The 20,967-nt window shown below is 68.0% G+C and carries 22 protein-coding genes; 18 read left to right on the top strand and 4 right to left on the bottom strand.

Features of this window, described 5'->3' with window-relative positions:
• Positions 1-27 precede the first annotated feature (27 nt).
• The 14 genes from G6034_RS15175 (at position 28) to G6034_RS15110 (ending at position 11,669) form a co-directional block, all read left to right on the top strand.
• A complete protein-coding gene (locus G6034_RS15175; RefSeq protein WP_176635948.1) occupies positions 28-1,188 on the top strand; it encodes a flagellar hook protein FlgE in 1,161 nt (386 codons plus the stop codon).
• Between the two features lie 98 nt (positions 1,189-1,286).
• Positions 1,287-1,568: a flagellar FlbD family protein gene (locus tag G6034_RS15170; RefSeq protein ID WP_176635947.1), complete on the top strand. Its 282-nt coding sequence runs from the start codon at positions 1,287-1,289 to the stop codon at positions 1,566-1,568.
• Between the two features lie 3 nt (positions 1,569-1,571).
• Positions 1,572-2,381: a motility protein A gene (locus G6034_RS15165; RefSeq protein ID WP_176635946.1), complete on the top strand. Its 810-nt coding sequence runs from the start codon at positions 1,572-1,574 to the stop codon at positions 2,379-2,381.
• A complete protein-coding gene (locus tag G6034_RS15160) occupies positions 2,378-3,190 on the top strand; it encodes a flagellar motor protein MotB (protein WP_176635945.1) in 813 nt (270 codons plus the stop codon). Before G6034_RS15165 ends, G6034_RS15160 begins: the two co-directional genes overlap by 4 nt.
• A 32-nt stretch (positions 3,191-3,222) precedes the next feature.
• Entirely contained in the window at positions 3,223-4,131 is a 909-nt protein-coding gene (locus tag G6034_RS15155; protein ID WP_343038089.1) for a flagellar motor switch protein FliM, read from the top strand.
• On the top strand, positions 4,128-4,838 hold the full coding sequence (fliN, locus tag G6034_RS15150; RefSeq protein WP_176635944.1) for a flagellar motor switch protein FliN: 711 nt from the start codon (positions 4,128-4,130) through the stop codon (positions 4,836-4,838). Before G6034_RS15155 ends, fliN begins: the two co-directional genes overlap by 4 nt.
• The gene (fliO, locus tag G6034_RS15145) at positions 4,839-5,282 is read left to right on the top strand and encodes a flagellar biosynthetic protein FliO (protein WP_176635943.1); all 444 of its coding nucleotides are present in this window, start codon (positions 4,839-4,841) and stop codon (positions 5,280-5,282) included. It begins immediately after the preceding gene.
• 44 nt (positions 5,283-5,326) lie between these two features.
• Positions 5,327-6,133 (top strand): flagellar type III secretion system pore protein FliP, encoded by an 807-nt coding sequence (gene fliP, locus G6034_RS15140; protein WP_176635990.1) that lies wholly within the window; start codon positions 5,327-5,329, stop codon positions 6,131-6,133.
• Entirely contained in the window at positions 6,130-6,402 is a 273-nt protein-coding gene (gene fliQ / locus G6034_RS15135) for a flagellar biosynthesis protein FliQ (protein ID WP_176635942.1), read from the top strand. Before fliP ends, fliQ begins: the two co-directional genes overlap by 4 nt.
• 3 nt (positions 6,403-6,405) lie before the next feature.
• Complete coding sequence (locus tag G6034_RS15130) at positions 6,406-7,173, top strand: flagellar biosynthetic protein FliR (protein WP_176635941.1); 768 nt, start codon at positions 6,406-6,408, stop codon at positions 7,171-7,173.
• Positions 7,166-8,320: an EscU/YscU/HrcU family type III secretion system export apparatus switch protein gene (locus G6034_RS15125; protein ID WP_176635940.1), complete on the top strand. Its 1,155-nt coding sequence runs from the start codon at positions 7,166-7,168 to the stop codon at positions 8,318-8,320. Before G6034_RS15130 ends, G6034_RS15125 begins: the two co-directional genes overlap by 8 nt.
• 29 nt (positions 8,321-8,349) lie before the next feature.
• A complete protein-coding gene (locus G6034_RS15120; RefSeq protein ID WP_218063959.1) occupies positions 8,350-10,359 on the top strand; it encodes a flagellar biosynthesis protein FlhA in 2,010 nt (669 codons plus the stop codon).
• 10 nt (positions 10,360-10,369) lie between these two features.
• Positions 10,370-11,341, top strand: a complete 972-nt coding sequence (locus G6034_RS15115) for a hypothetical protein (protein ID WP_218063955.1) — start codon at positions 10,370-10,372, stop codon at positions 11,339-11,341.
• Between the two features lie 37 nt (positions 11,342-11,378).
• Entirely contained in the window at positions 11,379-11,669 is a 291-nt protein-coding gene (locus tag G6034_RS15110) for a carbon storage regulator (RefSeq protein ID WP_176635938.1), read from the top strand.
• Here the strand turns inward: G6034_RS15110 and G6034_RS15105 are convergent.
• From G6034_RS15105 to G6034_RS15095, 3 genes are all read right to left on the bottom strand, one after another.
• Positions 11,647-13,206 (bottom strand): stealth family protein, encoded by a 1,560-nt coding sequence (locus G6034_RS15105; RefSeq protein WP_176635989.1) that lies wholly within the window; start codon positions 13,204-13,206, stop codon positions 11,647-11,649. The two genes, G6034_RS15110 and G6034_RS15105, sit on opposite strands and share 23 nt — an antisense overlap.
• Before the next feature lie 85 nt (positions 13,207-13,291).
• Complete coding sequence (locus G6034_RS15100) at positions 13,292-13,702, bottom strand: DoxX family membrane protein (protein WP_176635937.1); 411 nt, start codon at positions 13,700-13,702, stop codon at positions 13,292-13,294.
• A gap of 115 nt (positions 13,703-13,817) precedes the next feature.
• Entirely contained in the window at positions 13,818-14,498 is a 681-nt protein-coding gene (locus tag G6034_RS15095) for a TetR/AcrR family transcriptional regulator (protein ID WP_246296049.1), read from the bottom strand.
• A gap of 219 nt (positions 14,499-14,717) precedes the next feature.
• Between G6034_RS15095 and G6034_RS15090 the strand changes: the two genes are divergently transcribed.
• Positions 14,718-16,115, top strand: coding sequence for a flavin monoamine oxidase family protein (locus tag G6034_RS15090; protein ID WP_246296047.1), 1,398 nt, complete (start codon positions 14,718-14,720; stop codon positions 16,113-16,115).
• Positions 16,116-16,302: 187 nt separating this feature from the next.
• A complete protein-coding gene (locus G6034_RS15085; protein ID WP_176635934.1) occupies positions 16,303-17,835 on the top strand; it encodes an APC family permease in 1,533 nt (510 codons plus the stop codon).
• Positions 17,836-17,938: 103 nt separating this feature from the next.
• Here G6034_RS15085 and G6034_RS15080 read toward each other — a convergent pair whose 3' ends face one another.
• The gene (locus tag G6034_RS15080; protein ID WP_176635988.1) at positions 17,939-18,301 is read right to left on the bottom strand and encodes a DUF5997 family protein; all 363 of its coding nucleotides are present in this window, start codon (positions 18,299-18,301) and stop codon (positions 17,939-17,941) included.
• A gap of 82 nt (positions 18,302-18,383) precedes the next feature.
• On the opposite strand from G6034_RS15080, the gene G6034_RS15075 reads away from it, so the two are divergent.
• Together G6034_RS15075 and G6034_RS15070 are read left to right on the top strand one after the other, a co-directional pair.
• On the top strand, positions 18,384-19,211 hold the full coding sequence (locus G6034_RS15075) for a substrate-binding domain-containing protein (RefSeq protein WP_343038086.1): 828 nt from the start codon (positions 18,384-18,386) through the stop codon (positions 19,209-19,211).
• Positions 19,212-19,746: 535 nt separating this feature from the next.
• Positions 19,747-20,913, top strand: a complete 1,167-nt coding sequence (locus G6034_RS15070) for a branched-chain amino acid ABC transporter substrate-binding protein (RefSeq protein ID WP_218063954.1) — start codon at positions 19,747-19,749, stop codon at positions 20,911-20,913.
• Positions 20,914-20,967: the final 54 nt, after the last annotated feature.

Genomic DNA, 20,967 nt, shown 5'->3' with positions numbered 1-20,967 from the left:
CCCATCCGGCACAGAAAGGCTCCACCCATGCTTCGTTCATTGTATTCAGGCATTTCCGGCCTCCGCGCACACCAGACCATGCTCGACGTCACCGGCAACAACATCGCCAACGTCAACACGGCCGGGTACAAGGGTTCCAGCGTGCAGTTCCAGGACACGCTGTCCCAGGTGGCACGGTCCGGCTCGGCCGCGCAGGCCGCAACCGGCGGCACCAACGCCGCCCAGGTGGGACTGGGCGTCCAGGTCGCCGCCATTTCCACGAACTTCTCCCAGGGCTCGGCCCAGGCAACGGGCCGTGCCACGGACATGATGATCTCCGGGGACGGCTTCTTCATCACCAGCAAGGGCGGCCAGCAGTCCTTCGCCCGTGCCGGCGCCTTCGACTTTGATTCCCGGGGACGGCTGGTCTCCCCCGACGGCGCGCTGCTGCAGGGCTGGTCCGCCGTGGGCGGGAAGGTCAACTCCAGCGGCGCGCTCGGCGACATCCGCATCGCCAAGGACATCGTGGCACCCCCGGCCGCCACCCAATCGGTGGTCCTGGGCGGCAACCTGCCCAGCGACGCGGCGGTGGGTGCCACGGTGGTCCGCGACGTCCAGTCATTTGACGCCAGGGGCGCCAAGGGCAACCTTGCGTTGACGTTCACGATGACGGCAACCGGGTGGGAGGCAAGTGCGGACGGCGGCGCGGCCAAGCCCCTGACGTTCACCAACGGAGCCCTCCCGGCCGGCACCACGCTGACCAGCGGCGCAATCACCGTGGACCTGGCCGCCCTGACAGGCAACGCCGGCGCCAGCACCGTGGCCGTGACGAGCCACGACGGCAACGCCGCCGGCACGCTGGATTCCTTCAGCATGGGCACCGACGGCACCCTGACGGGCACGTTCACCAATGGCGAGAACATGGTGATTGGCCAGGTGGCCCTGGCGAACTTCAGCAACCCCGGCGGCCTGGAAAAAATCGGTTCCTCCAGCTACCGGGCCACCGCCTCATCCGGCGCCGCAACCATTGGCGCGGCCGGGCAGGGCGGATTCGGCGAACTCACCAGCGGCTACATCGAAATGTCCAATGTGGACCTGTCCCAGGAATTCACGAACCTGATCGTGGCCCAGCGCGGTTTCCAGGCGAACGCACGCATCATCACCACCTCGGACGAGGTCCTGCAGGAGCTGACCCAGCTCAAGCGGTAGCCACAGCGGCCGTCCCGCTCCTAACGCACGGGGCGGGACGGCCGACAGTGGGCGGTGTACGTGGTTGACACCATGAAAGCCGTGAAAAGGATAAACCCATGATAACTGTGACCCGCCTTGACGGCCGGCACTTCGCGGTGAATCCGGACCTGATCGCCCGTATCTTCGAATCCCCCGACACGATCCTCATCATGGCCGACGGCGCACGGTTCATTGTCACCGAGCCCATGGCGGTGATCATTGAAAAGATCGCGGCCTTTCGCGCCCAGGTCATCGCCACCGCCTACAACGAGGCTCCGGCACCGGCCAGGAGGACGTCGCACCTGAGCGTCATCCACCCGTCGGACCCGGGCGACGGAACCATCACGGGCGGGCAGTAGGCCATGGATCCGGCAACGCTCATAGGCATCCTGGTCGCCTTCGGCGCCCTCGTCGCCATGCTCACCATGGAAGGTTCAACGGTCGGCAGCATCATCTTGGTGCCGCCGATGATGCTGGTCTTCGTCGGCACCATTTCCGTGGGCCTGGCCGGTTCCACCACCAAGGACTTCCTGCACGCCTTCAAGTCCCTGCCCAAGGCCTTCACCGCCAAGCCGGCCCCGCCCATCGAGAGCATCGACACGGTGGTTGCCCTGGCCGAGAAGGCCCGCCGCCAGGGCCTGCTCTCCCTGGAGGAAGACGCGGCCAAAACGGAGGACGCCTTCCTGCGCGACGCGCTGCAAAACATTGCCGACGGCACGGACGGCGACGAGCTGCGGGACATGCTTGACGACGCCATCGACACGAAGATGAAGACGGACGGCGTCGCCTACCGTTTCTTCCAGCAGCTGGGCGGCTACGCCCCCACAATCGGCATTGTCGGCACGGTGGTCTCGCTCACCCACGTGCTGGAAAACCTCTCCACCCCCAGCACGCTGGGTCCAATGATTGCCAGCGCCTTCGTCGCCACGCTCTGGGGCCTGCTGTCCGCCAACTTCATGTGGCTGCCCATCGCCGCCCGGCTTGCCCGGCTCTCGGAGCTTGAGGCGGACCGGATGACGCTGCTGATGGAAGGCGTCCTCGCCGTCCAGGCAGGGTCGCAGCCCATACTGCTGCGTGAGCGGCTCACGGCCCTGGTCCCGGAACACCGCCGCGGGAGCGCCAAGTCGGAGGCCAGGCCCGGGAGCGACGACCACCTGAAGTCGGCGGCGTGACACCGCGACGGGGCGGCCGCGGGTCCCGCCGCCGGGGCTCCCCCGAACACCACGCGGACGAACGGTGGATGGCCTCCTACATGGACATGGTGACGGTGTTGATGTGCCTGTTCATCGTCCTCTACGCCATGTCGTCGGTTGACAACGCAAAGTTCAGCCAGCTGAAGGACTCCCTGGCCACCGGATTCGGGCAGGTCAATGTCGGCAAGATCGACACGGCCGCCGGGGTGATTGTGGCGCCGAAGGATGTTGGCAAGGAAGGTTCGTTCACCAACGACAAGATGGCGAAGGCACTCGCCGAGGTGGCCAAGCTGACCGCCCTCCGCGATGAGATGCACGCCCGCCTGGCCCGGGCCGGGCTGGCCGCCAACGTCGAATTTTCCGTCGACGAGCGCGGGCTGACCGTCAAGCTGGTCGGCTCCCAGACCTTCTTCCTGCCCGACAGCCCGGCCCTGTCCGTGCGCGCCGACCGGGTCCTGACGGCGATAGCACCGGTGTTGGAAAAGGCCAGGCTGGAAATTTCCGTGGAGGGTCACGCGGCCAACGCCATCACCGGCTATCCCTCCGTCTGGGAGCTGTCCTCCGAACGCGCCGTCGGGGTGCTGCGTTACCTCGTGGAGCACAGCCACATCCCGGGATCCACCATCGGCGCCGTCGGATACGGCGCCTCGCGCCAGGTCAACGACGACTCCACCGAAGCCCTGCGCGAGCTGAACCGGAGGGTGGACATCGTAGTCCTTTCCAAGCAGACGGAGGACGTGCGGGCCCTGATCCCGAAGGCGCTGAAGGTAAAGGTGAATCAGCCCTAACGGCATCCCGGGCGCTGCCGATAGTGGCTGATGTGCCTGTACTTTCACTCAATCCAGCCCTGCCCGGCAACGGGCTGGCGCGTGCCGTGGAAGTGTACGACTTTGGGCGGCCCACCACCCTCGCCAGGGAACACAGCCGCGTCCTCGAGCTTGCCTTTGAAACGTACGCCAGGCAGTGGGGGACGCTGCTGACCTCCACGATCCGCGCCGCGACGACGGTGGTGGCCGAAAACATCAGCATGGTCACGTATGACGAGTACGCCGCGTCCCTGCCGACCACGACCGCGGTGGTCATCTGCGCCATCAAGGGCCAGGACGCAAAGGGGGTCATTCAATATCCCACGGAGGCGGTCTTCCACTGGATCACGCGCATGGTGGGCGGCAGCCTGTCCGCCCCCGTGCCGAACCGCAAGTTCACGCACATTGAGCACTCGCTGGTGGAACAGTTCATGCAGGATGCGCTTGAAGACCTGGACTATTCCTTCGGGTCGCTCCTGTCCGCCCCGCCCACGGTCCACGACATCCTCTTCAACTCACAATTCGCCCAGGCTGCGGCAACCGACACGCTGATGATCGTCGCCACGCTCATTGTCACCGTCGGGGACACCACCTGGGACACCTCCATCGCGCTCCCCGCCGACCCGCTGCTTGACCAGCTGGGCACCAGCAATCCCATGAGCAGCCCGGCCGACGCCCCCAGGCAGCTGCGCTGCCATCTGGCAGGAACCCCCGTCGACGTCGAAATGGCCCTCGCCCCGGTCCCTGTCCTGCCCGGCGCCATACTCAACCTGGCCGTGGGCGACGTTTTGCCGCTGCGGCATCCCACCGGCAGGCCCTTTGACCTGACCGTGGCAGGGCGACCCGTGGCGCGCGCCGTTGGCGTAACGCATGGCACCCGGCAGGCCGGGCAAGTAGTTTCAATCGAGGAGAGTGCCCCGTGACATCCGCCCCAACACTTCACACCGGAGCCGTGGATGCCCTTGCGCGCCTGCTGCCCGCTGACGGCCCCCTGGAGCCGCTGCCCTGGCCGGTCACCAACGGGGAAATTCCAACCTCAGGCATGACGACGCTGACCGTCGACTACCTGGGAGCGGTCTCCGCCGAACTCGCCCTTTCGCTGCCGACGGCCACCGAAGCGGCCATCCGGGCGGCGGGTGGTTCATCCTCCGTCTCCGCCGCGGACGTGCTGCGGCCGGCACTGGAGGCCGCGGCCGAAACCCTCGGTTCCGGCGTCCTCGGCGACGTGGCCCAGGACGACTCCACGGCGCTCTTCACCGATCCGCAGTCCTCCGTGTTCCGGATCTCCGAACCGGGCCGGACCGAGCCCTTTGCCTGGTTCGCGATCCGGATCGACCAGGCGGCAAGCCGTCCGTCGAGCGGCGGGACGGACATCAGCGCCCACAAGATGGGCCGCATCCACGACGTCGAAATGGCCCTGTCCGTGGTGATCGGGCGCACCCGCATGACTGTCGCCAACGTCCTGGGCCTGGAACCTGGCGACGTGGTGGACCTGGACCGTTCCGCCGGGGCACCGGCGGACATCCTGCTCAACGGACGCCTCATTGCGCACGGCGAGGTAGTGGTGGTTGACCAGGAGTATGCCGTGCGCCTGACAAAGATCCTGGACTCCGCGGAGACGGTCGGCTAGGTGGACACGCTCCTGCTGGTCTTGCGGGTGGGGCTTTCACTGGGCGTTGTGGTGGTCCTGCTGTGGATGGTGCAAAAGCGCTGGTCCAAGGGCAGCCGTGCCGGCGCGGAAGCGGACCTTGCGGTGGTCAGCCGGCGCAGTGTCGGCCAGAAAGCCTCCGTGGTGGTGGTCGACGCGGACGGCCGCCGCTTCCTTCTGGGCGTGACCGAACACTCCATCAACGTCCTCCACGACGCCCCGGCGCCCATCCCCGTCGACGAGCCTGCCTTTGACGAATCCATGCGCGCTGCCGGCATGGGCCCGCGGGGGATGGACGACGCCGGGTCCCGGGCCCTGCGCGCGCGCCACCACCGCCCCCGTCAGGAGGCGCTATCCGGCTCCATCCTTTCGCCCAAGACCTGGCAGCAGGCAGGGGCGGCCGTGCGCAAGGGCCTGAACTTGTGAAGCCCGACTCCGTCACCCTGCGCCGGTGGGGCAGGGCGGCGGTGATGCTGGGGCTCCTGCTCGCGGCCCTCGTGGCCTTCCAGCTGGTCTTTTCCGCGTCCGCCCACGCCCTTTCCGTCATGGCGCCGGGCGATCCCGTTGCACCGACCCCGCCCACCAACCCCACGGTTCCGGGCACCGGCGGCGTCAACGTCACGGTCAACGGCCTCGACGGCCAGCCGAGCTCGGCCATCGTCACCCTGCTTGGGATCACGCTGCTGTCCGTGGCGCCGGCGCTGCTGCTGATGATGACGTCCTTCACCAAGATTTTTGTGGTCCTGGCCATGACCCGCAACGCCCTGGGCCTGCAGTCGATTCCGCCCAACCAGGTGGTGGCGGGCCTGGCCCTCTTCCTCTCCCTGTTCATCATGTCCCCCACGCTGGCGGCCATCAACACTGCCGCCGTCCAGCCCTACCTCGGCGGCCACATGGACATCGCGGCGGCGTTCGACGCCGCCTCGGGCCCCCTGCGCCACTTCATGCTGCCGCAGACGCGCGAGGCGGACATTGCGCTGATGACGCGCTCGGCGGGCAGGGAAAACCCGGCCACCCCGGATGCGGTGCCGCTGCTGACGCTGATTCCGGCCTTCATGATCTCCGAGCTGCGCAGCGCGTTCATCATCGGCTTTGTCATCTTCATCCCGTTCCTGATCATCGACATCGTCGTGGCGTCGGCCCTGATGTCCATGGGCATGATGATGCTCCCGCCGGTCATGATCTCCCTGCCGTTCAAGATCCTGCTGTTCATCCTGGTGGACGGCTGGGGGCTGATCATCACCGCCCTGGTGAGAAGCTATGGAGGCGGCCCATGAACACTTCCGAGGTCCTCAACATTGCCGTGCAGGCCCTCTGGGTGGCCGCCAAGCTGTGCGCCCCGATCCTGCTGACGGCCCTCGTGGTCGGCTTCGCCATCTCCCTGCTCCAGTCGATCACCCAGGTCCAGGAGGCAACGCTGTCCTTCGTGCCCAAGGCGGTCGGGGTCGCCCTGGCGCTGTTGATCTGCGGACACTGGATGATCACCGAGATCGTCACGTTCACGCACGAACTCTTCGACAAAATCCCCCTGCTGCTGAGGGGCTGAGCGATGAACATCCCGATCGACCCCGCCTGGCTGGAAACCTGCCTGCTCGCCGCCGTGCGGATCACGGCGTTCATTGTCATTGCCCCGCCGTTTTCCTACAACGCCATCCCGCTGCGCATCAAGGGCATGCTGGCCCTGGGCCTGGCCGTCGCCATGGCCGCCCGGCTCCCCGTGGCGGAAACCGTCAGCGACACCGGCCCCTTCATCCTGGCCCTGCTGCTGGAGGTCGCGACCGGGGCGGCGCTGGGGTTCCTGGTGTACCTGGTGTTTGCGGCCATCCAGACGGCGGGTGCCATGGTGGACACCTTTGGCGGCTTCGCCATGGCCCAGGCCTTCGATCCGCAGTCCATGGTCAACGGCGCCCAGTTCACCCGGCTGTTCCAGCTCACCGCCCTGGCGCTGCTCCTTGCCTCCGACGGCTACCAGCTGATCATCGGCGGGCTGGCCCGCTCCTTCGACGCGATCCCCGTGGGCGCGGCCATTGATCCGGCGCACCCCGCACAACTCATCGCCACCGCCACGACCGGGATGTTCCTGGCCGCCGTGCAAATTGCCGGGCCGCTGCTGGTGGTCCTGTTCCTGGCCGACGCCGGGCTGGGCCTGCTGACGCGCGTGGCGCCGGCCCTGAACGCCTTTGCCATGGGCTTCCCCCTGAAGATCATGCTCACTCTTTCCCTGGGCGGCCTGCTCATCATGGGGCTGGGGCATGTGGTTCCGGCCATGGTCAGCACCGTCCTGGGCTACCTCGCGAGGGCAGGTGCCCGTGGCTGAGTCAGGTGAGCGGACCGAAAAGGCCACCGAACGACGCATGAAGGAGGTCAGGGAAAAGGGCCAGCTGTCCCGTTCCCAGGACCTGACCGCATGGGTGGGAGTCGGGGCGGCCGTCATCATGCTTCCCGGCGTGATTGCCCGTGGCTCGAACGCCCTGGCGGACCAGATGTTCACCGCCGCCCGGATGGCAGCGCACCCCGACCCGCTAGTGGCGCTGCGCGCCCTGGAGACGGCGTTGGGCACGCTGGCGGGCATCCTCGGTCCCATGCTGTTCACGGTGGTTGCCGCCGTCGCGGCGGCGGCCGCCGTCCAGGGCGGCATCCGGTTCAAGAAGTTCAAGCCCAAGTTCGAGCAGTTTGACCTGTTCAAGGGGATCAAGAACGTGGTGGGCACGCAGGCGCTGTGGAACGGGGCCAAGGCGCTGCTGAAAACGGCCGTCGTCGGGCTGGTCCTCTACACCGTTGTCCAGGGCATGGTGCCCGTGCTGTTGCAGGCGGGCGGGCTGCAGGTCACGGAGCTGCTTGGCGCGGCCGGCGGCGGCGTGGCTGCGCTGGTGCAGTATGCCGTGGCAGCCGGCCTGCTGCTGGCCCTGGCCGACGTCTTCGTGGTCTCGCGCCGCAACCGCAAGAAGACGCGCATGACCAAGAAGGAAGTCAAGGATGAGAACAAGTCCAGCGACGGCGACCCGCTGATCAAATCCGCCCGACGCCAGCGCCAGCTGGCCATGGCACGCAGCCGCATGATGAGCGCGGTGGCGACCGCCGACGTCGTCCTCGTCAACCCCGTGCACGTGGCGGTGGCGCTGCGCTACGAGCCGGGCAAGTCCGCCCCCCGCGTGGTGGCCAAGGGTGCGGACCGGGTGGCGGCGCGCATCCGGGCCGAGGCCGAGGCCAGGAAGGTTCCCGTGGTCCAGGACATCCCGCTGGCCCGTGCCCTGCACGGCTCCTGTGAACTTGGCGCGGAGATTCCGGTGGAGCTCTACAACCAGGTGGCGGCCGTGCTCGCGTTTGTCATGGCCCTGAAAAAGCGCGGCTCCGCGGCGGGGACACACCAGATCCTGCCCAACGGCTCCGCCATCCCCGCGGGCACCACCAATTACAGCCCGACCCTGAACAGCCCGACCCTGAGCAAAGGAATCCCCGCGTGAACCGCAACTTCTCCAAGCTGGCCATCCCCATGGGCGTGGTGGGAATTGTGCTGCTCCTGGTGGTCCCCATCCCCGCCATGCTGCTGGACATCCTGATCATCATCAACATCGTCTTTGCGCTGCTGGTGCTGATGAACAGCATGTTTGTGAAGAAGCCCCTGGACTTCTCCGTGTTTCCGTCCCTGCTGCTGGTGGCCACGCTGTTCCGGCTGGGCCTCAACGTCGCCTCCACCCGGCTGGTGCTGGGCCAGGCGCACGCCGGTCAGGTGATCCAGGCGTTCGGGCAGGTCACGGTCGGCGGCAACCTGATCATTGGAGGGGTGATCTTCCTGATCCTGGTGGTCATCCAGTTCGTGGTGGTCACCAAGGGCGCCGAACGCGTGGCCGAGGTGGGTGCCCGCTTCACCCTGGACGCCATGCCCGGCAAGCAGATGGCCATCGACGCGGACCTGAACGCGGGCCTGATCACGGACGTCGAGGCCAAGGAACGGCGCGTGGAGGTGTCCGCCGAGGCCGACTTCTACGGCGCCATGGACGGTGCCTCCAAGTTCGTCAAGGGCGACGCGATAGTCGGCATCATCATCATCATCATCAACCTGGTGGGCGGCATCGCCATCGGCATGCTCCAGCGCGGGATGGACATCACCGACGCCGTCAACACCTATTCGCTGCTGTCCGTGGGCGACGGCCTGGTCTCCCAGATCCCCGCCCTGCTGATGGCCGTGGCCACGGGCATGATCGTCACCCGCTCCAACGCCTCCTCCGACATGGGCACGACGGCGGCCCTGCAGCTCACCCAGTCACGCTCGGCCCTGCTTGTGTCCGGTGTCGCCGCGATCATCATGTCCGTGATCCCGGGCATGCCCGTGTTCCTGTTCCTGGCGGTGGGGGGGCTGCTGCTGTTCATGGGGCAGCGGGTCAAGGCGGGCGAGGAGAAGGCGGCCGCCGCGGCCCTGATGGCGGCGGCGCCCGTGCCCCAGGCCGAAACCACGGAGGACATCATGGGGCAGATGCGGGTCCAGGCCCTGGAAATCCAGCTGTCCACCGACCTGGTGGACCTTGTCTCCGGCTCCGCGGACGACCTCCTGGCCCGCATCAAGGCGCTGCGGCACAAGGTGGCCATGGAGCTGGGCATGGTGGTGCCCCCGGTGCGCACCCGCGACCATGTGGAGCTGCCGCCGTCGACCTATGTGATCCGCATTGCCGGCGTCGAGGCCGGGCGGGGAACGGCCCCGGCGGGACGGGTGCTGGCCCTGGGCGAGCAGCTGGGGTCCCTGCCGGGCACCCCCACCGTGGAGCCCGTGTTTGGCCTGGCCGGGAAGTGGATCCCGGCGGAAATGCGGCACAGCGCCGAAATGGCCGGCGCCACCGTGATCGACCGCGTGTCCGTGCTCATCACCCACCTCTCCGCCATTGTCAGCGCCAACGCCGCCCGCCTGCTCAGCCGCGAGGATGTGCGGGTGCTCACCGACGGCGTCAAGGAGGTCTCGCCGTCGATTGTGGACGAGCTGGTCCCGGGGCTGCTGTCCCTGGGCGAGGTCCAGCGCGTGCTGCAGGGCCTGCTGGAGGAACAGGTGCCCATCAACGACCTCCCCCGCATCTACGAGGCCCTGTCGCTGCAGGCGAAGAAGGGCACCGACCCGGAATCGCTCATTGAAGCGGCCCGGGCCGGCCTGGGTCCGGTCATCGCGGACAGGCGCCTGGACGGCAGCTCGCTGGCCGTGCTGATGATCGACCCAACACTTGAGCAGTCCCTGCTGGAGGGCCTGCGCCCGTCCGAGCTCGGCACCCAGATTGTGGTTGACCCGTCGCGGCTGGAGTCCTTCCTGGTGTCCGTGACGGAGACGTTTACCGCCGCCGAGACGGCGGGCCGCAGCCCGGTCCTGGTCTGCGCCCCAGCCCTGCGGCCGGCCATCTGGCGGCTGGTGTCCGGGCGCACCAGGGGCCTCCCCGTGCTTTCCTACACGGAGGCAACGGCCGGGAACCCGACCATCGACACGGTAGGAGTTGTGCGCAGTGCCCAGTCTATTTCAGCTTAGGGGCCACAGCATGGAGGGCCTGCGCTGGCAGCTCTTCGACACGTACGGCAACCGGGCCCGGATCATCCGCGCCGAACGCATCCAGACGGGCGGGCTGTTCGGCATCGGCGCCACCACGTCGTTTGAGGTGACCGTCGAGGTGGACGGGCGCCCGGCGTCGAGGCCGCGGGTTTCCCGCGATGCGGAAGGGCCGCAGCGCCGCCCGGGCGCCGCGAGGCGTGGCCTGGCCGAGCTGCTGGCCGATGCCGACGGCGCCGACCGGGCCGGCCCCTCCGCCGGGCCCGCCGCCCCGGTGGTGTCCACCCAGAAACCCGACTTTGACGAGATCCTGGGCCGGATGGCGGAACGAATCGGCGACGATGCCCTTGCGCGGCCTGCCCTGGAATCCGGGCCATCCGAAGCCCCGTCCCTCGGAGCCCTGCCTCTCGGAGCACTGCCTCTCGAAGCCTTGCCCCTCGAAGCACTGCCCGTTGGCGACGGACGGGACGCCGACGGCGTGCCGCAATTGTGCACGGCACCCGGGGACCTGGTGGTGCTGGTGGGGCTGCGCGACCATCCGCTGCGCACCGCGTGGGCCATGGCGGGCACCGTCGACGGCGGGGCCGAGCTGCGCACCGCCGGGGACTTCCGCTCGAACGGGGTGGGGCACGTCCTCATCGACAGCCCGGAGGTGACACGGGTGCAGGCACTGGCGGCCGTGGCCGGCAAGCCGCTGTTGATAGCATTCAGTATCGGGGACCAGGGGTCCTCCGGCCCGCAGGCGCTGTCCTCGGTGCGGCCCAACCAGCTGTGGCTGGTGGTGGACGCCGCGCACAAGCCCGACGACACCCAGGCCTGGGTCCGGCAGGCGTCGTGGCACGCCGCTCCCGACGCCGTGGCAGTGCTCGGCTCGACGGACACGGCCACCCCGGGGACCGTGAACCAGCTTGGCGTTCCGGTGGGCTGGGTGGACGGCTACCCGGCCGCCTCGGCCGAACTTTAGCTCTTCAACCCGTCAGCACATCCATGGAAGGAACTGCATGCTGGTATTGACACGCAAGATCGGCGAGAAGATCATCATCGGCGGGAACATCACGGTGACCATCCTCGACGGCGGCCGCGGCGAGGGGGTGCGTATCGGCATCGACGCCCCGCGGGACGTCAGCATCCACCGCAGCGAGGTGGTGGAGGCCGTGTCCGCCAACAACAGGGAGGCAGTCCGGGGTCCGGCGGGCGAGCCCGGCACGGAAAGTCCCGAGCAGCTCATTCTGGCGGCCCTGGGGCTGGCGTCGGCGGAGGGCGCGGACGCTATTTCTCCCAAGGCGCCTTGAGGGGAAAGTACTTTTCCAGGAAGTCCGTGACCCGTTCGCGGCGTTCTCCGGCGCCCACCTCCGGGTTGTGTCCGTCGTTTAGGCACAGGAAGTCCGCGTTGCGCTTCGCCAGGACCCGCGCCAGCGAGCCCAGGCCGGCGCGGGTGGTGGTGTCCACGTAGACGCTCCTGGCCCCGGCATGCTCCACCGCCCGGCCGGTGAACAGGGCGTAGTAGTGGTAGAGCGAATTCGTCACCGAAATGTTCCCGGCCGCGCGGAAGCGGCTGGACGCGGTGGCTGTAAATTCCTGCGGGAATTCCTTCTCCAGTTCCTGCATGACCGACTTGCGGAATGGTGCCGCCGCGTGCTCCAGGTGCCGGGTGGCCACGCGGCCGAACCGCTCCCGCAGCAGCTTCCGGTTGACCCTGGCGGAATTCTCAAAGCCGCTGCGCCAGGCGTCGCTGCCGCCCAGGCCGATCCTGTTGGGTGAGAGCATGAACCGGGTGATCCCGCCCGGGGTGAAGAACATGTCCGGGCCGAGGGGGCGGCCAAAAAACATGTCGTCATTGGAATACAGGAAGTATTCGGAGAGCCCCTCGATGTTGTGCAGCTGCGACTCCACGGCCATGGAGTTGTGGGTGGGCAGCACGGACGGGTCCGCGAAGTGCTCGGCGCTGCGCACGACGCGGATCCGCGGGTGGTCGCCCAGCCAGGCCGGGGCCGGTGAGTCCGTGGCGATGTAGATGGTGCGGATCCAGGGCGCAAACATGTATATGGAGCGCAGAGCATATTTTAGTTCGTCAATCTGGCGGAACCGGGATTCGTGCGCGTCGCCCTCGCCCAGCACGGCGCCCGCCTCCTGTGCACGGCGTGCCGCCTGGTAGTCCTCGGAGCTGCCGTCCACCCAGCTGAAGACTATGTCCACCGGAAACGGAACGTCAAAGGCGTGGCTGGCAAACATGTCCTCGATGGTGGGCCAGGACTTGCCGTGGAGTTCCACCGTGCCGTGCTTGACGTCCTGGGCCCGGACCATGCGGCGGGTCAGCGAGTTCTCGACCGGCAGCACGATGCACCCCTTCTTGAACTTCCACAGTTCCAGCTGGACGCCCGCCGAGGCGCCAAAATAGAGGCCGCCGGCCGGTTCCAGCCGCGGGCGGAACAGGCGCAGGATGCGCGCCTTGCGTCCCCGGGGCAGTTCGCCGTCCGCAATGAGCAGGGTGGACTTCCCCGCGCCCAGGCTGCGGGCATAGAACGGCTCGTCGGCGAAGTGCCGGACCAGGGCGGCCTTCAGGGCGTGCCGGTGGGAGCTGTCGACGGCCAGCACCGGAACGTGTCCGTTGCCCCGCACCAGGAGGTAGGGGACGGCGCAGGAGTCGAGGGCGGCGCGGACCGCCAGCAGGTCCGCCGCCGTGGCCTGGTCCCGCGTCAGCGTGCTGTTGAGGAGCGCCAGCCGGCCCTTGTAAAGCACGACGCCGTCCCTGGCCAGCTGCCTGGCCGCCGCGGGCGTGGGCTGGCCGGGCCGCCGGTGCCGAGCGGGTGGGGAAGGTGGGGTGGACAGCGTGCGCTCCTGGTGACAATGGTGCCGGCGGAGGCGCCGGACGTGCCTTCCGCGAGTCTACCGCGGCGGCCCGCCCACGCATCGACTAGCGCCGCTTGCGGTGGAAGATCAAGGCCGCGGCGATCCCCACGAGCCAGATGTCCTTGGCCAGGATGGTGCCGGCGGGCGTGGGGCGGATGCCGTCGGGCTCCGTCATGCCGGGGGACTTGAGGTAGTTGGCGAAGAGGCCGCCGGAAAAGGCGCCGAGCGCCAGTCCGGCGAGGCGGGTGGGGACGAACGGGAGCAGGAGCGCCGAGCCGATCCCGATCTCCGCATAGCTCAGGCAGCGGCCGAACTGCTCCGGCTTCAGCGTTGCGGCCTGCGGGATGACGCGCGCGGCCGAGGCCTGCAGCCCGGCGGCGTGCTCCGGCGTCAGGCCGAGCTTGCCTACGCCGGAATTGAGGATGAACGCACCGGACACCAGGCGAAGTGCGGCGTTGCTGATGCTGAAACCCATGGTCTGCTCCTTATTGGTCGGGCCGGTCAAGGCCTGCAGCTTCAGCCTAGGGATTCGCCGACGGCGTGGCTAGTCGGGACGAGAGGGCACGTCCTCAGCCGGCATCAGCGGCTTCTCAGCCGGCCAGCGTCGCGGCCAGCCCGGCCACCAGGGCGTCCAGGCCCAGGGCGAAGGCGGCGTCGGCGTCGTTGTGCCCCGCAGGATTGCGCCGGAGCGAGACGGCGGCGCTGAAGTGGGGTGCCTCCTCCGCCAGTTCGCCCGTGGCAAAGATGTCCGCAGGAGCGTTGGCGTCGTACGCGGAGCCGAAGATGAAGGACTCCAGGGCCACAATCGCGTCGACAATCCGTTCCTGCGGCCAGCCTGCCCGCAGGAAGCCGTCGGTCACCGCCTCGTACATCTTGATGGTCTGGGGCGCGTTCGTCACGGGCAGCAGCGCGATGACGGGAATCAAGGGCAGGTGCGCTGAAAAAACGTCCCGGTACGAGTGGGCCCAGAGCCGCACGGCCTCCGCCCACGGCATCCGGGCGAAGGCGGACACGTCCACGCGTCCCATGAGGGCGTCCTCCACCAGCAGCAGCACGTCCTGCTTGGAGGCCACGTGGTTGTACAGGGCCGACGGCGCCACGTTCAGCGACTTGGCCAACCCCGACATGGTCAGCGCCTTGTAGCCGTCGCGCGCCACCAGCTTCAGCGCCGCCCGGGTGATTTGCCCCTGGCCCAGGAGGGCCTGCGAGGGGCGCCCCGCCCGGCGTCGCACCGGGCCGGCGCCGGAATTGCCTGCCGGGGACGCCTTCAGGGGCGTATTGCCCGATCCCGCCGCCCTGCCTGGACCTGCCCTGCCTGGACCTGCACTGCCTGTCAAAGGATGCCCCCGTCGCTGCCCTTGCGCCGGCCGGCGCAACTTATTTTGCGCCGCCCCTTTACCTTTCCGGGTGACGTCCATTACAGTCTAATGGAAATGAACGTTATTCATTTAGTGAGGCGGCCCACGTGCCGGTTCACAGGAGAGGGAACCATGGGCAACACACCTAACATTGAGCGCGACGTCGTCATCATTGGCGCCGGCCCGTCCGGGCTGACCGCGGCACACGAACTTGGCAAGGCGGGCCTGTCCGTGGCCGTGCTCGAGGCGCGCGACCGCGTGGGCGGGCGCACCTGGTCCAACACGGTCGACGGCGCCTGGCTGGAAATTGGCGGCCAGTGGGTCTCCCCGGACCAGACAGCCCTGATCGGCCTGCTGGAGGAGCTGGGCCTGGACACCTATTCCCGCTACCGCGACGGCGACAGCGTCTACATTGCCCCCGACGGCACCCGCACCCGCTACACCGGCGAAATGTTCCCGGTGGACGCGGAGACCGAGGCCGAGATGAACAAGCTCATCGACACCCTTGACGGGCTCGCCGCCGCCATGGACCCGGAAAGGCCGTGGGACCACGCCCGGGCCCGCGAGCTGGACACCATCTCCTTCCACCACTGGCTGCGCAGCCAGTCCGGCAACGAGGAGGCCTGCAACAACATTGGCCTGTTCATCGCCGGCGGCATGCTGACCAAGCCCGCCCACGCCTTTTCGGCGCTGCAGGCCGTGTTCATGGCCGCCTCGGCAGGCTCCTTCACGAACCTGGTGGACGACAACTTCATCCTCGACAAGCGCGTGGTGGGCGGCATGCAGGGCGTGTCCCTCGCCATCGCGGAGAAGCTGGGGCGCAACGTCATCCTCAACTCCCCGGCCCGCACCGTCCGCTGGGAAGAGGCCGACGGCGGCTGGCTCGCCACCGTGGTCAGCGACAACGCGACGGTCACAGCCAGGCGCGTGGTCATGGCCGTCCCGCCGAACCTGTACAGCCGGGTCTCCTTCGAGCCTCCGCTGCCCCGCCGCCAGCACCAGATGCACCAGCACCAGTCCCTGGGCTTCGTCATCAAGGTCCACGCCGTCTACGAGACGCCCTTCTGGCGTGCGGACGGGCTTTCCGGCACCGGCTTTTCCGCCTCCTCGCTGGTCCAGGAGGTGTACGACAACACCAACCACGGCGACGCCCGCGGCACCCTGGTGGGGTTCATCTCCGACGAAAAGGCCGACTACGCCTTCACCCTGTCGCCGGAACAGCGCCGGAAGGAAGTCACGGCGTCCCTGGCCGAGTTCCTCGGCGACGCCGCGGCGGAGCCCGTGGTGTACTACGAATCCGACTGGGGCACCGAGGAGTGGACCCGCGGCGCCTACGCGGCCAGCTACGACCTCGGCGGCCTGCACCGCTATGGCCCGGACCAGCTCACGCCCGTGGGCCCCATCCACTGGTCCTGCTCCGACCTCGCCGCCGAGGGCTACCAGCATGTGGACGGCGCCGTCCGCATGGGCCAGTTCACCGCCAGGAAGCTCATCGCGGAGCTGGCCCCGGGCTCCACCGCCGGGGCTTGACCGCCGGCTCCGCCGCCGGGTCCCGGCCCGCATGCCATGCAACACAGCGACAAAGACGTCCTGAGGAGGACCTGATGCTCACCCACAGAAATACGGCCGTTCCCGGCGCCGCAGCCGGCCGCACCCTTCGCGCACTGGCCGCGCCCGTGGCGCGCCACCGCGAAACCAGTTCCGACGGGACGGGATCATGACCATTCCCAAAATTGCCCCCGTTGCCACCAGCGACCGCGGGCTGAGCGAGAAGGGCCTGAAGGCCGGCTCGGTGGGCCTGATTGGCGCCGTCGTGATCGGCATCTCCTGCATCGCCCCGGCCTACACGCTGACCGCGGCGCTGGGGCCCACGGTGTCCGAGGTGGGCGTGCACCTGCCGGCCATCTTCCTGGTCGGCTTCATCCCCATGCTGCTGGTGGCCCTGGGCTACCGCGAACTGAACAATGCCATGCCCGACGCCGGCACCTCCTTCACGTGGGCCACGCGCGCCTTCGGCCCGTGGCTGGGCTGGATGGGCGGCTGGGGCCTGATTGCCGCCACCATCATTGTGCTGTCCAACCTGGCGGCCGTGGCGGTGGACTTCTTTTTCCTGATGCTCGCGCAGATCTTCGCCAACCCGTCGCTGGCGGACCTGACCCGCGTGCTGCCCCTGAACATCGCCACCACGCTGGTGTTCATTGCCGGGGCCTGCTGGATTTCCTACCGGGGCATGGAAACCACCAAGGCGTTCCAGTACATCCTGGTCGCGTTCCAGCTGCTCGTGCTGGGCTGGTTTGCCATCGCGGCCTTCGCCCATGTCGCCAACGGAACCGCCTTTGACGCGACGGCCATCTCCGCCGACTGGTTCAACCCCTTTGCCGTGGGTTCGTTCTCCGCGTTCGCGGCCGGCGTCTCGCTGTCCATCTTCATCTTCTGGGGGTGGGACGTCACCTTGACCATGAACGAGGAGACGAAGAACCCGGAAAAGACCCCGGGCCGCGCCGCCACCGTCACCGTGGTGGTCATCATGGTGATCTACATGGTGGTTTCCCTGGCCACCCTGTCCTTTGCGGGCATTGGCACCACCGGCCTGGGCGCCGGAAACCCGGCCAACCAGGGCAGCATCTTCGCCGTGCTGGCGGGACCGGTCATGGGTCCGTTTGCGATCCTGATGTCGCTGGCCATCCTCAGCTCCTCGGCCGCGTCGCTGCAGTCCACCTTCGTCTCCCCGGCCAGGACGCTGCTGTCCATGGGCCATTACCGGGCGCTGCCCAAGAGCTTTGGGCGGATCAGCCCCGCCCACAAGTCACCGGGCTACGCCACCGTCGCGGCAGCCGTCGCCGCCGCGGGTTTCTACGTCATCACCCGGTCGCTGTCCGAGAACGCCCTCTGGGACACCATCACCGCCCTGGGCATGATGATCTGCTTCTACTACGGCATTACGGCGCTGGCCTGCGTCTGGTACTTCCGCGCCGAAGCCTTCCACGGGGTGCGGAACTTCCTGTGCAAGTTCCTGGCGCCGCTGCTGGGCGGGGTGATCCTGCTGGTCATGTTCTTCAAGACCGCCTACGACTCCATGGACCCGTCCTACGGATCGGGCTCCAACATTGGCGGGCTGGGCCTGGTGTTCATCCTCGGCTGCGGCGTGATCCTGCTGGGGGTCGTGCTGATGTTCTTCATGTACAAGCGGCACCCGGAGTTCTTCAGGGGCGAGGTGCTCAGCCGCACCAGCCAGGTCTACAACCCGTAAATCCCTGGCCTCCCTGACAAGTGACGGCGCTTGCGGAAAGGGACGGTGCTCCACGGCCGTCCCATTCCGCAGGCGCCGTCCCTTTTGGCACCGGCGGGTGCACTCAGCCCTTCGGGCGGCGGGCCGCCTCGCGCTCCTTGGCCAGCTTGGCCTCGGCGCGGGCCTTTGCGAAAACGGCGCGTTCCTCCACGAGCCACGCGGGGGGAGCCTGCAGCAGCGCGGTGATCTCCGCCGTCGTCAGCGGCTCGGTGATGTCGGAACGGTTGAGGCCGCCGACGGAGATGTTCAGCTTCTGGGCCACCACCTGGCGCGGGTGCGGGCCGTTGCGGCGCAGTTCCTCCAGCCAGGCCGGCGGATTCTCCTGCAAAACCTTGAATTCCTCCCGGCTGATTGCGTTCTCCTGGAACTCGGCAGGGGCGGCCGGCAGGTGGATGCCCAGCTTCCTGGCCGCGGTGGCGGACTTCATGGCCTGGGGCGACGGTTCAATGCTCATGGTTCAAGGGTACCGGCCACTGCCGCCCGACAACGCAGTGCGTTAGGGTAAACAGGTGCCAGAACCCCGCGAACTAACCGTGACCTTTGTCCCTGGCGTGACGCCCGGAAAATGGATCCACCGCTGGAAGGAACGCATGCCGGACGTGGCGCTGACATCCCAGCCGGTGCTTGAATCCACCCAGCTCGACGCCGTGCGGGCCGGGAACGCGGACATGGCGTTCGTGCGGCTGCCGGTGGACATGTCCGGGCTGAACGTCATTCCCCTTTATACGGAGCTGTCCGTGGTGGTGGCGCCCAAGGACCACCCGATTGCGGCGTTTGAGGAAATTGCCGTCGAGGAACTGGCCGACGAGTACCTGCTGGCCGACCCCGACGACTTCCCGGCCTGGCGTGACATTTCCACGGAAATCCAGGCGGGAACCCGCAAGCCGCTGCCGCCCCTGGCCTCCGTGGAGGAAGCCCTGGACCTGGTCGAAGCCGGACTGGGCATCCTGATCCTGCCGATGTCCGTGGCCCGCCACTTCAGCCGCAAGGCATTGCGTGCCCGCGTGGTGACAGGTGTCCCGGAATCGGGAATCGGCCTCGCCTGGCTGCACTCCGATTCGCCGCTGCCGGACGGCTTCGACGCCGTCCTGGAGGAATTCATCGGCGTGGTGCGCGGCCGCAGCGCCAACAGCTCGCGCCAGCCGTCCGTGCTGGCCAAGCAGGCGGAGGCGCCGAAGAAGGGTGCCAAGGCTTCGCGCGGCACGGGCAATGCGACGGCCGGCAAGGGCGCTGGCAAGGGCGGCGGCAAGGGCGGCGGCAAGGGCGGCGGCCCGAACCTCCGCGGCGGCGGCCGGCCCGGCGGGAAGGCCCGGGCGCAAAAGCGCGGACGGCGCTGAGACGCGTGGGTGGCGCAAAGCGGCGCTGACATCCTGCGACGAACGGGGCGCCAGGGGAGCAGGACCAGCTTTCCCCGGGCCGTCCCGGCTTGAGGAGGTGATGACCACCGCACCAGCGCGGTGCCGCCGGCCACCCCCGGCAGCGACAGCGCGCCAAACTCAATCACGCCGGCGCCGCCGGTGTGACTGATGTACGCCGCATCCATCATTTCCCCGGTCATGCCGCCCACTTTAGGCCTTGGAAGCAGACAGGCCCGGTGGCGGAGTGGGCACCGGGCCTTGATTCCCGTCCGCCGCTGGTGCGCGAAAGTGGCTGCCTGTTCCTGCTCCCGCCCGCGGGCCTGCGACGGCCGCGGGGAATGTTTCGCTCGGGTCTCGATTGCGCCGGACGCCGACGAAACTGTTGACAGCCCCTCCGTGACATGTCATATTTTACTCACTTGCGCAGTGTGATTTATCTAACAATTCCGCCGTGTCCGGGTGCCCGCATGTGGACCGCCGACGGCATATTGTCACGTCAAAGGAGATGCAGGCAATGAAACTTCGACTTCCCAAGGCTCTGGCCGTCGGCGCAGTGGCCGCAGCATTGCTGGCCACCACCGGATGCGGCGGAATCCTCGGCGGCGGGGCCGCCAAAACCGCTGACGCGGGCCCCATCAAGCTCGCCGCCGTCATCCCCATGTCCGGTTCCAGTGCGCCCACCGGCGTCTACATGAAGAACGGCATGCAGATGGCCGTCGATGAGATCAACGCCAAGGGAGGGGTCCTGGGCCGCCAGCTCTCCCTGGACCTGGAAGACGGCGCCTGCGATCCCACCCAGGCGGCCGCCGCCGCCAACAAGGCCGTCTCCAACGGAGCCGTCATCTCCGTCGGAGGATACTGCTCCGGCGCCACGCTGCCCACGCTGCCCATCTTTGCCAAGGCCAACATCCCCATGATCATCCCGGCGGCCAACTCGCAGGACCTGGTCAACCAGAAGCTGCCCAATGTGTTCATGATCAACGGCACCGGCACGCAGCAGGCCGCCGCTGCGGTGAAGTTCATGGTCAAGGACGGCGTGAAGAGTGTGGCCCTGGTAGACGACAACACCAGCTACTCGAAGGACATCGCCACCGAGACCAAGAAGGACCTGCAGGCGAACGGCACCTTGAAGGTTGCCCTGGCCACCTCCGTGACGGCGGGGGAGAGCGACTACTCCTCGGCCGTGCACGACATCATGGGCGCCAACCCGGACATGCTCTACTGGACCGGCTACTACCAGGAGGGCGGGCTGATCATCAACCAGCTCAAGTCCGCCGGCTTCAAGGGCAAGATCATGGTGGCCGACGGCAGCGTCGACCCGTCCCTGGTGAAGATTGCCGGTGCCGCCAATGCCGAGGGCGTGTTCGCCACGATGACCCAGACCCCCGACACCATCAAGGGCGCCGGGACCTGGATTGCCGACTACACCAAGAAGTTCGGCGCGGCCCCCGGACCCTATTCGACGCAGTCCTACGATGCCGTCCGCGTGGCGGCCGAGGCCGTCACCCAGGCCAAGGGGACCGACGGCGCCGCCGTCATCAAGGCATTGGAGGGCATCAACGGCTTCCAGATCTTCTCCGGACCGCTGAAGTTCACCCCGGAGCACACGCTGAGCAGCGGCGGCTTCCAGATCCTGGTCATCCAGGGCGGCAAGTTCGTCCTGAAGGATGCACTGAGCTAGCACCGCACCGCGCGGCGGGCCCCACCCCGGGGCCCCCCGCGCGGCCACAAACCA

It is taken from the genome of Arthrobacter wenxiniae (genome assembly GCF_013376105.1).
GTDB classification, from domain to species: Bacteria; Actinomycetota; Actinomycetes; order Actinomycetales; family Micrococcaceae; genus Specibacter; species Specibacter wenxiniae.
The sequence above is the reverse complement of the archived record's forward strand: the minus strand, read 5'-3'. Positions and strand labels throughout refer to the sequence as shown.

Bases quoted from the DNA above. Each gene is read 5' to 3' on its own strand.
- G6034_RS15175 (WP_176635948.1), top strand. From the start codon at position 28: ATGCTTCGTTCATTGTATTCAGGCATTTCCGGCCTCCGCGCACACCAG.
- G6034_RS15170 (WP_176635947.1), top strand. From the start codon at position 1,287: ATGATAACTGTGACCCGCCTTGACGGCCGGCACTTCGCGGTGAATCCG.
- G6034_RS15165 (WP_176635946.1), top strand. From the start codon at position 1,572: ATGGATCCGGCAACGCTCATAGGCATCCTGGTCGCCTTCGGCGCCCTC.
- fliP (WP_176635990.1), top strand. From the start codon at position 5,327: ATGCTGGGGCTCCTGCTCGCGGCCCTCGTGGCCTTCCAGCTGGTCTTT.
- fliQ (WP_176635942.1), top strand. From the start codon at position 6,130: ATGAACACTTCCGAGGTCCTCAACATTGCCGTGCAGGCCCTCTGGGTG.
- G6034_RS15130 (WP_176635941.1), top strand. From the start codon at position 6,406: ATGAACATCCCGATCGACCCCGCCTGGCTGGAAACCTGCCTGCTCGCC.
- G6034_RS15120 (WP_218063959.1), top strand. From the start codon at position 8,350: ATGGGCGTGGTGGGAATTGTGCTGCTCCTGGTGGTCCCCATCCCCGCC.
- G6034_RS15115 (WP_218063955.1), top strand. From the start codon at position 10,370: ATGGAGGGCCTGCGCTGGCAGCTCTTCGACACGTACGGCAACCGGGCC.
- G6034_RS15110 (WP_176635938.1), top strand. From the start codon at position 11,379: ATGCTGGTATTGACACGCAAGATCGGCGAGAAGATCATCATCGGCGGG.
- G6034_RS15100 (WP_176635937.1), bottom strand. From the start codon at position 13,702: ATGGGTTTCAGCATCAGCAACGCCGCACTTCGCCTGGTGTCCGGTGCG.
- G6034_RS15090 (WP_246296047.1), top strand. From the start codon at position 14,718: ATGGGCAACACACCTAACATTGAGCGCGACGTCGTCATCATTGGCGCC.
- G6034_RS15085 (WP_176635934.1), top strand. From the start codon at position 16,303: ATGACCATTCCCAAAATTGCCCCCGTTGCCACCAGCGACCGCGGGCTG.
- G6034_RS15080 (WP_176635988.1), bottom strand. From the start codon at position 18,301: ATGAAGTCCGCCACCGCGGCCAGGAAGCTGGGCATCCACCTGCCGGCC.
- G6034_RS15070 (WP_218063954.1), top strand. From the start codon at position 19,747: ATGAAACTTCGACTTCCCAAGGCTCTGGCCGTCGGCGCAGTGGCCGCA.